Here is a 7343-nt window from a genome sequence, read left to right as displayed (position 1 = left end):
GAGCGTGTTTTCTATGGGTAGCTGTCCCGCTCAGCCCATTTTAATCTGAACAGAGTGCACAAACTAACAAAACTTATCCGTTAATGTTCCAAAAGTCTCGTACCGGCACTACGATAAACTGAAATTTACTCCACAGTTACGTTCAGCACCTCAGGCACATCAGTAATAAACCACTGCTTGGCCGCCTTGCCGATAGTCTTGGTAGCAGTAGCATCAATGGCACCGCTCAGAACCGCCCCCATCAGCGGCAGGCTCTTGCCCAGCACCTTGCCTGTAAGCTTCACGGCCGCCTTCTGCATAGCCTTTTCCAGCACCGTAGCAGTCAGCTTGTTCATTACCTTGGAACCCAGGGCACAGAGAATCAGTGCCTTCTTCACCTTTTCATCCTCCAGCCGCCAGCCACCCATCAGGGCAATAGCCGCCGCCATGCGCATCTGCAAAAGGGTGCTGCTGACCAGATTGATAGGCAGCGTCATCATGCCCCCCACGCCGGTAGCCGCCCCCATCAGCCCGGTCTTGAACTGATAGTCCTTGATGAGCTTGTCAGTCCGCTCTGCCAAAGTGCCGCTCTTGGCAAGATATTCCCTTGCCAGCTCATCTGCACTGTCCAGTCCCGGCAAATCCGCATTAGCAGCCATCTTATAAGCCCAGTCCAAAATCAGGGAATAGCTGCCTGCATCCCCCTTCAGCACATCGTTCATCCAGCCAGCCGCCTGCTCAAAGCCAGGCAAGCCCGAAAAATCCAGCTTCATATCCATTCCGCCTTTCCTATCAGTCCATCCTGCCATACTCCCCATACACGCCACACAGCCCATGCAATAGCCCCGGACACGGCAAAATCAGCCCAAAGGCACCATCATTCTCCTGCGCTGGTCAAATATCATACCCTCGGTATAGCCGAAAACCTTCACATACTCAATGGCATCATCAATATAGCTCCCACAATCCTCCGGCTTGTGGGAGTCCGAGGAAGTGATAATCGGCAGCCCATACTCCGCCGCAATCCTCATAAAATCAGGATACGGCGAAATCTCCGCAATAGGATAGCGGTAGAACGTCCCCGTGTTCACATCAATGCCCATGCCTGCCTTTTTCAAGGCCTCTGCCGCCCTGACCAGATACGGCGTCACATCAAAATCCGGCAAAAACTTGTACAATCGCAGGTTAAAAGGATGCCCCAGCACATCGTACAGCCCCCCGGCACAGAGATGCTCTATCTCCTGGGTGTACCACTCGTAAATATCCCGCAGGGAATGGCGCTGCCACTCATCCTTGATTTCCACCGAGTCATAGGCCCAGCCCCGGATAAAGTGAATGGAGCCTATTACATAGTCAAAATCATATTTTTCGAGGATTTCCCTGACCTTGGCCTGATTCTGGAAATTGCACACCTCGATGCCTGTCTTCACCTTGTAGCCAAGGCTTCTCAGCTTTTCCATAAAAGCGAAATAATCATCCAGGGTGTGCTTGAATTTATTCTTTTTCAGCCACTTCTGCTGAAAGCTGCCCACAAAGGAGCCATCCAGAATCAGATCATCATAATAAAGCTGCTCAAACTCAGGAAAGGTATGAGTATGCTCGGAGATGCCAATTTCATCCAGCCCCCTGGCAGCAGCCGCCTCAAAGAAGCCCTTTACCCACTCCACATCGTAGTCACCATACTCAAAATGCATGTGATAATCGTATTTCATTCCCAAACCTTCTTCTCTTAATCATAACATTTGACGGCTTAAATCAGGCCCTGGCGGATAAATTCCTTGATCTGCTCCATAACGCCATGCTCTTTATTGCTCCTGCACTGGAACCTTGCCACCTTCTTCAGGTCAGGATGGGCATTTTCCATAGCGTAGCCGTAGTAAACTTCCTGCATCATCTCATAGTCGTTCATGTAGTCGCCAAAGGCAGCACATTCCTCCGGCTTGAAGCCAAACTTCTCCTGCACCTTGCGGACCGCCCATCCCTTGTTGGCCTCAGGGTTGAGATAATCCACCCACACATTGCTGCTTAGGGTGCGATGGAGATAAGTGTCCACCTCCGACATAGGCTCCCATATATTCTTTACGGAGTCCTCCTCGGCATTGTCCGCAATAGCCAGCTTGATAAAATCATCATCAATATCCTCAAAGCTGTCCACATACTCAGCCTGGGTATAATACTTGTCCAGCTCCCCGAAATACTGCTCCCAGTGCCGCAGCACATAGCCCTTTTTCTTGCCGCTGACCACAGGATAGACATTCCCCAGGGACAGTGCCTTGTTCAGCACCTTCATGTATTCCTGCTTGTCAATCACGCTGGAAAACATTTCCTCCCCCCGATAGCAGGAAAAAGCACCGTTTTCCGCTAGAAAGAGAAAATCATCTATGTACTTGCCCATCTGATGCAGCAGGGCAAAATACTGGCGGCCGCTGGTCGGCGCAAAAATAACCCCCCGCTTCTTCAGCTCCGCCATCACCTCATCAAACTCCGCCGGCAGCTGGCTGTTCTCATCCAGCAGCGTACCATCCATATCCGAAAAAATCACCTTAATCATGCAAACACCCCTATCAATCGTAAAAAACAAATAACGTATAGTATACCACGAACTAAACTCTGCATATGAAATGTACTCAAAGAAAACCTTTATTGTGCCTCGTTACTTCATTCATCAGAGCCGAAGGCGATAGATGAATGTTAGTAACGCGAGGCACAATGATGAGCGAGAGCGTGTTTTCGTGAGTACATTCATATGCAGAGCGCGGATTATGTCATGGTCATTGTCCTTTTCTTCCATGATACAAGCACCACGGCTCCTCTGCCATATAATCCCCCTCATGATAATATGCCGCCCGGGCACGGCAGCCGCCGCAGGCCCTCTTATACTCACAGCTGCCGCAGCCCCCGGAATACTCCAAGGTGCGCAGCTTATTCAGCACCTCACTGTTCTTCCATATCTCATCAAAAGGCGTCTGGCGCACATCCCCCAGCTCCATATTGAGATAAGCACAAGGCTGCACCTTGCCCCTTGGGCTAATTATACAATAAGCCGTTCCTGCCAGACAACCTCTGCGGAAGCGGGTTTTCAAGCCCATCTGGGCAGCAATCCGCAAAAACTGCGGTGCACAGGTAGGCTTCAGCTCAATCTCCACCTCCTGCTGCTTCTTCATAATCCGCATCAAAGTGTCCTCATAAGCCTCCGCCCGGAGAGATTCCGCCTCAATAGTCTTCGCCCTGCCTGTAGGCACCAAAAAGAAGAAGTGATGTGCCACCGCCCCCTCTGCCACGGCAAAATCCGTCAAATCCTCCAGCTCGTGATTGTTCCACTCCATCACCGTGGTATGAATCTGAAAAGGCAGTCCTGCCGCCCGGCAGTTGCGCATGCCCTGCACCGCCCCTTCCCAGGCCCCCGGGAATTTGCGGAACTTGTTGTGCTTCTCCCTGTCCATAGAGTCAAGGGAAATCCCCATGCCCATGGCCCCGGCAGCCTTCAGCTTCTGTGCCATCTCCAGGGTAATCAAGGTGCCGTTGGTGCCGAAGACAGGCCGCAGCCCCAGGCTGGCAGCATAGGCCACCAGCTCCACAATATCCGGCCGCATAAGAGGCTCGCCGCCGGAAAAAATCATAATCTTGAAGCCTGCCCTGGCAATCTGCTCCAAAAGCGTCTTTGCCTCCGCCGTGGACAATTCTTCCTCCGCCTTGCAGCCTGCATCCCGGTAGCAGTGGTCGCAGTACATATTGCAGGCGTTAGTGGTATTCCAAGAAACAATCATCAGTTGCTGCCTCCCTTTATGCCGATTTCCTCATCCGTCAGATAGCAGGACGGGTCTGACTCCCAGAAATCCCCAGTCACTGCTTCCGCCCGGGTGCGGAAATTGCCGTTGCAGTTATCAATAAAGCTGCATTTAGCGCAGCGCCCCTTCAAAAGAGGCTTCCTGTCCTTCAGCCCAGCCATAATCGGATGGGATGTATCCTGCCAAATCTCACTGAATTTCCTCTCCCGGACGTTCCCAAAGGTGTGATGCTGGGTAAACTGGTCAGGATGCACATAGCCGAAAGGATCCACCTCACCGAAGGCAATGCCGGAGCGGTTGCCTCCGTTCATGGCGATATACTTCCTTATCTGCTCCGCCTGAGCCTCATTGCCCTCTGCCACAGCCTTCAGATACATGTACACGCCGTCACAGTGATTGTCCACCGTCAGGATTTCCTTTTCCAGTCCCCTGTCCTCAAAATCCTTCGTCCGGCGGATAATGGTATCCATGGCACGCCGGGATTCCTCTGCCGTCACATCCTGGTCCTGCATGGCACTGCCCCTGCCGGAGTACACCAGATGATAGAAGCAGACGCGGTTGATATTCTCACGCTCGATAAAATCAAAGATATTGTCCAGCTCCTGAATATTGTGGTGATTGATGGTAAACCGCAGTCCTACACGCTGTCCCACAGCCACGCAGTTCTGAATGCCTGCCATGGCCTTCTCGAAGGCCCCCTCTACGCCCCGGAACTTGTCATTAACATCCTGCAGGCCGTCCAGGGAAATCCCCACATAACCTACGCCAATCTCCTTGATACGGGCAGCCACCTCACGGGTAATCAAGGTGCCGTTGGTGGACAGGGTAGGGCGCACCCCTTTCTGCTGGGCATACTCCGCCAGCTCAAAGAAATCAGGGCGAATCAGCGGCTCGCCGCCGGAAAACAGCAGCACCGGCACATGAAAATCCGCCAGGTCATCAATAAAAGCCTTGGCCTCCGCCGTGGTCAGCTCATCCTGGTATTTCTTGCTGTCAGAGCTCATGTAGCAATGACGGCATTTCAGGTTGCAGGTCTTGGTGGAATTCCACACCACCACCGGCCCCATGCCCTCACCGGCCCCATTCCGCATGGCGTGGGCGGATTTTGTATAGCGCAGGGAATCACCATAATACTCCCTGGCAAATAAAAGCTTAGTTACACTTATCATAAATTTACTCTCACCTTATATAATCAATTAATTTATACACAATTATAAGATATTCCACGATTCAGCCTGACAGATTGCTTACTTCGCGCATATGCCGTCAATAATCAGCTTCAGCTTCATATTGATATTTTCCTCAAAGCTGAGGGGCAGGCTGCTAAAAGCCGCCGCCTGAAAAAGGGAGTGGAACATCTCCGTGATAATCTCTGCCGACACATCATCCCGGAACTCGCCCCCCTGCTGGCCAGACTGCACCAGCTGCAAAAACATCCCCATAAAGGCAGGCCCGTGGGCATGACCGGCAGCCATCGGGCACGCCTCGGACGCATCCGCCTGTGATGCCTGTCCTGCCACACCTGCGGCCAGCTCCCTGCCCCCTGCCTTTTCCCCGGCACTGAGGAACAGGGGCAGCACATACCGATTCTGTCCCACCAGCCGTGCCGTCAGCATGACCATTTCACGCAATATCTCTGCATGGCCTTTCCTCTGTTCCTGCAGCTCCTGCAAATGCTGCTGAAGCTGCACCGCCAGGCCGTCCAAAAGGCAGTGCAGCAGCTCCTCCTTGGAAGCAAAATAATTATAAAAGGTTCCCAGTCCCATATCGGCTGCCTTCATAATATCCGCCACCGAAGCCGCCTGAAAGCCGCAGCTGGCAAACTGCGCCACCGCCGCCTCCAGAATCCTGCTTCGTGCCATCAGCTTCTTCTGCTCCCGCCTGCCCATCGCTTCAGCCATAAAAAACACCTCCATATCTTTTTATTATATATGAATCTCACCAAATAGGAAAGCAAAAAATGAATTACATTCATTTTTATAACAGTTAGCAGCAATTCAAACCAAAAACAGGCTCCGGCAAATTGCCGAAACCTGTCCCCAAGCCTCACAAGGAGGCTCATCTTCATATTTATCTCAATGCTTGGCCTTTATTTTGCTGCATCTTCCAGGGCCAGCTTCTTGATGTCCAGATCCACCATGATGCCCATAGCACGATCCAGGTCTGCCTTGCTGGAATTGTAGTTGTACAGGGCAGTGTAGTAGTTGGTCTGAGCCTGAGTCAGCTTTTCCTCGGCATCCATTACATCCAGGTTGGTGCCTACACCGGCAGAGTAACGCACCTGGGCAATCTTGTAGTCCTCCTGTGCCTTCTCTACGGCTACCTTGGTGGTATTGATGCTCTTTTCCGCAGCCTTCAGGTTCAGATAGGCAGTACGCACCTCCAAATCACCAGTCTGGCGGGTATCAGCAGCCACGGCCTCCGCCTTTACCACAGCGGCCTTGTTCTGCCTTACCTTTGACTCCGTTACCTGATTGTCCCAGATATCCCAGGAGAGCACTACGCCTGCCGTCCAGTTGTTGCTCTGAGCATAACGGGTATCATCCTCATCGGAACCGAACAGATTCTCTCCCTGCCAGTTCTTGGTAGCCGCCAGGCTTACGCTTGGGCGATAGCCTGCCTTTGCCTGCTCCACCTCTGCCCGGGCAATAGCCACCTTGTAATCGGCTATCAGCACGTCAGGGCGGTTCACCATGGCATACTCTGTGCATTCCTCCAAAGGAATCTCATAAGCAGTATATGCCAGGCTGTCCGTCAGGTTCAGCTCCGTGCCGGTAGGCACGCCCATGATGTTATTCAGGGAAGCAATCGCCACATCATAGCTATTATTGGCAGTAATCAAATTCTGCTCAGCATTGGCCAGCTGTACCTGGGTTCCCAGCACATCAGACTTTGCCACAGTGCCCACGGCAAACTGGGCATTTACGTTTTTCAGATGCTCGGTGAGGGTATTCACAGAATCCTCTGCCACCTTGATCTGGTTCTGTGCCTGCAATGCCTTGTAGTATGCTGCCATAGTACCGGCCTTCACCTTCTGCTTGGCCAGCTCCAGCCCCAGCTCGGAAGCATTCATGCCCAGGTCAGCTGCCTTGATTGCGCCCTCCAGCTGTCCGCCAGTATACACAGGGAAGGTCAGAGTAAGGCCGTTGCCAAAAGCCCTGTCAAGGTTATTGTTATCATACCAATTACCGCCCAGCTTGGTGGCCTTGCTTTCCCAGTTCAGCTTCGGCCCTGCCGTGCGCCTTGCCTGATGCCTTGCCCACACGGCACTGTCATAGTCAGCCTCCTGCTCCTTGATGCTGTAGTTGTTATCAAGAGCCAGCCTTACGCTGTCCTCCAAAGTCAGATCCATGGTCTCCGCGCTGGCCACCGACATGGACATCATGCCTGCCAGTACCAGACCGCTGAGCTTCCTAAAAGTATTATTGCCTTTCAAAACAAATTCCTCCCTAAAACCTTTAACACCTTGCCAGCAACCCATCATCGCAGGCAATATGCACGAAAAAATATATAAATAACATCAATAATAATAAATTATGGCATCTGAAAAATATCTGAAATATCTGAACTACCTGA

At 52.1% G+C, this 7343-nt stretch carries 7 protein-coding genes; all 7 read right to left on the bottom strand.

What is annotated here, in order from left to right; genetic code table 11:
• Positions 1–125: 125 nt before the first annotated feature.
• The 7 genes from FYJ84_RS02680 to FYJ84_RS02650 all read right to left on the bottom strand — a co-directional run bounded on the left by FYJ84_RS02680 (position 126) and on the right by FYJ84_RS02650 (position 7203).
• A complete protein-coding gene (locus tag FYJ84_RS02680; RefSeq protein ID WP_205764066.1) occupies positions 126–752 on the bottom strand; it encodes a hypothetical protein in 627 nt (208 codons plus the stop codon).
• Between the two features lie 87 nt (positions 753–839).
• Complete coding sequence (locus FYJ84_RS02675) at positions 840–1691, bottom strand: histidinol-phosphatase (RefSeq protein WP_154405856.1); 852 nt, start codon at positions 1689–1691, stop codon at positions 840–842.
• Positions 1692–1729: 38 nt separating this feature from the next.
• Positions 1730–2530, bottom strand: a complete 801-nt coding sequence (locus FYJ84_RS02670; protein WP_154405854.1) for an HAD family hydrolase — start codon at positions 2528–2530, stop codon at positions 1730–1732.
• 220 nt (positions 2531–2750) lie between these two features.
• Positions 2751–3746, bottom strand: a complete 996-nt coding sequence (gene nirJ2, locus FYJ84_RS02665) for a putative heme d1 biosynthesis radical SAM protein NirJ2 (RefSeq protein ID WP_154405852.1) — start codon at positions 3744–3746, stop codon at positions 2751–2753.
• On the bottom strand, positions 3746–4936 hold the full coding sequence (nirJ1, locus tag FYJ84_RS02660) for a putative heme d1 biosynthesis radical SAM protein NirJ1 (RefSeq protein ID WP_154405850.1): 1191 nt from the start codon (positions 4934–4936) through the stop codon (positions 3746–3748). Before nirJ1 ends, nirJ2 begins: the two co-directional genes overlap by 1 nt.
• Before the next feature lie 78 nt (positions 4937–5014).
• Entirely contained in the window at positions 5015–5668 is a 654-nt protein-coding gene (locus tag FYJ84_RS02655) for a TetR/AcrR family transcriptional regulator (protein ID WP_154405848.1), read from the bottom strand.
• 188 nt (positions 5669–5856) lie between these two features.
• Positions 5857–7203 (bottom strand): TolC family protein, encoded by a 1347-nt coding sequence (locus FYJ84_RS02650; RefSeq protein ID WP_235901318.1) that lies wholly within the window; start codon positions 7201–7203, stop codon positions 5857–5859.
• Positions 7204–7343 lie beyond the last annotated feature (140 nt).

The organism is Anaerovibrio slackiae, assembly GCF_009695585.1.
Lineage (GTDB): Bacteria > Bacillota > Negativicutes > Selenomonadales > Selenomonadaceae > Anaerovibrio > Anaerovibrio slackiae.
The sequence above is the reverse complement of the archived record's forward strand: the minus strand, read 5'-3'. Positions and strand labels throughout refer to the sequence as shown.

Coding starts and splice junctions, on each gene's coding strand:
- nirJ2 (WP_154405852.1), bottom strand. CDS start 3,746: ATGATTGTTTCTTGGAATACCACTAACGCCTGCAATATGTACTGCGAC.
- FYJ84_RS02670 (WP_154405854.1), bottom strand. CDS start 2,530: ATGATTAAGGTGATTTTTTCGGATATGGATGGTACGCTGCTGGATGAG.
- FYJ84_RS02655 (WP_154405848.1), bottom strand. CDS start 5,668: ATGGCTGAAGCGATGGGCAGGCGGGAGCAGAAGAAGCTGATGGCACGA.
- FYJ84_RS02680 (WP_205764066.1), bottom strand. CDS start 752: ATGAAGCTGGATTTTTCGGGCTTGCCTGGCTTTGAGCAGGCGGCTGGC.
- FYJ84_RS02675 (WP_154405856.1), bottom strand. CDS start 1,691: ATGAAATACGATTATCACATGCATTTTGAGTATGGTGACTACGATGTG.
- nirJ1 (WP_154405850.1), bottom strand. CDS start 4,936: ATGATAAGTGTAACTAAGCTTTTATTTGCCAGGGAGTATTATGGTGAT.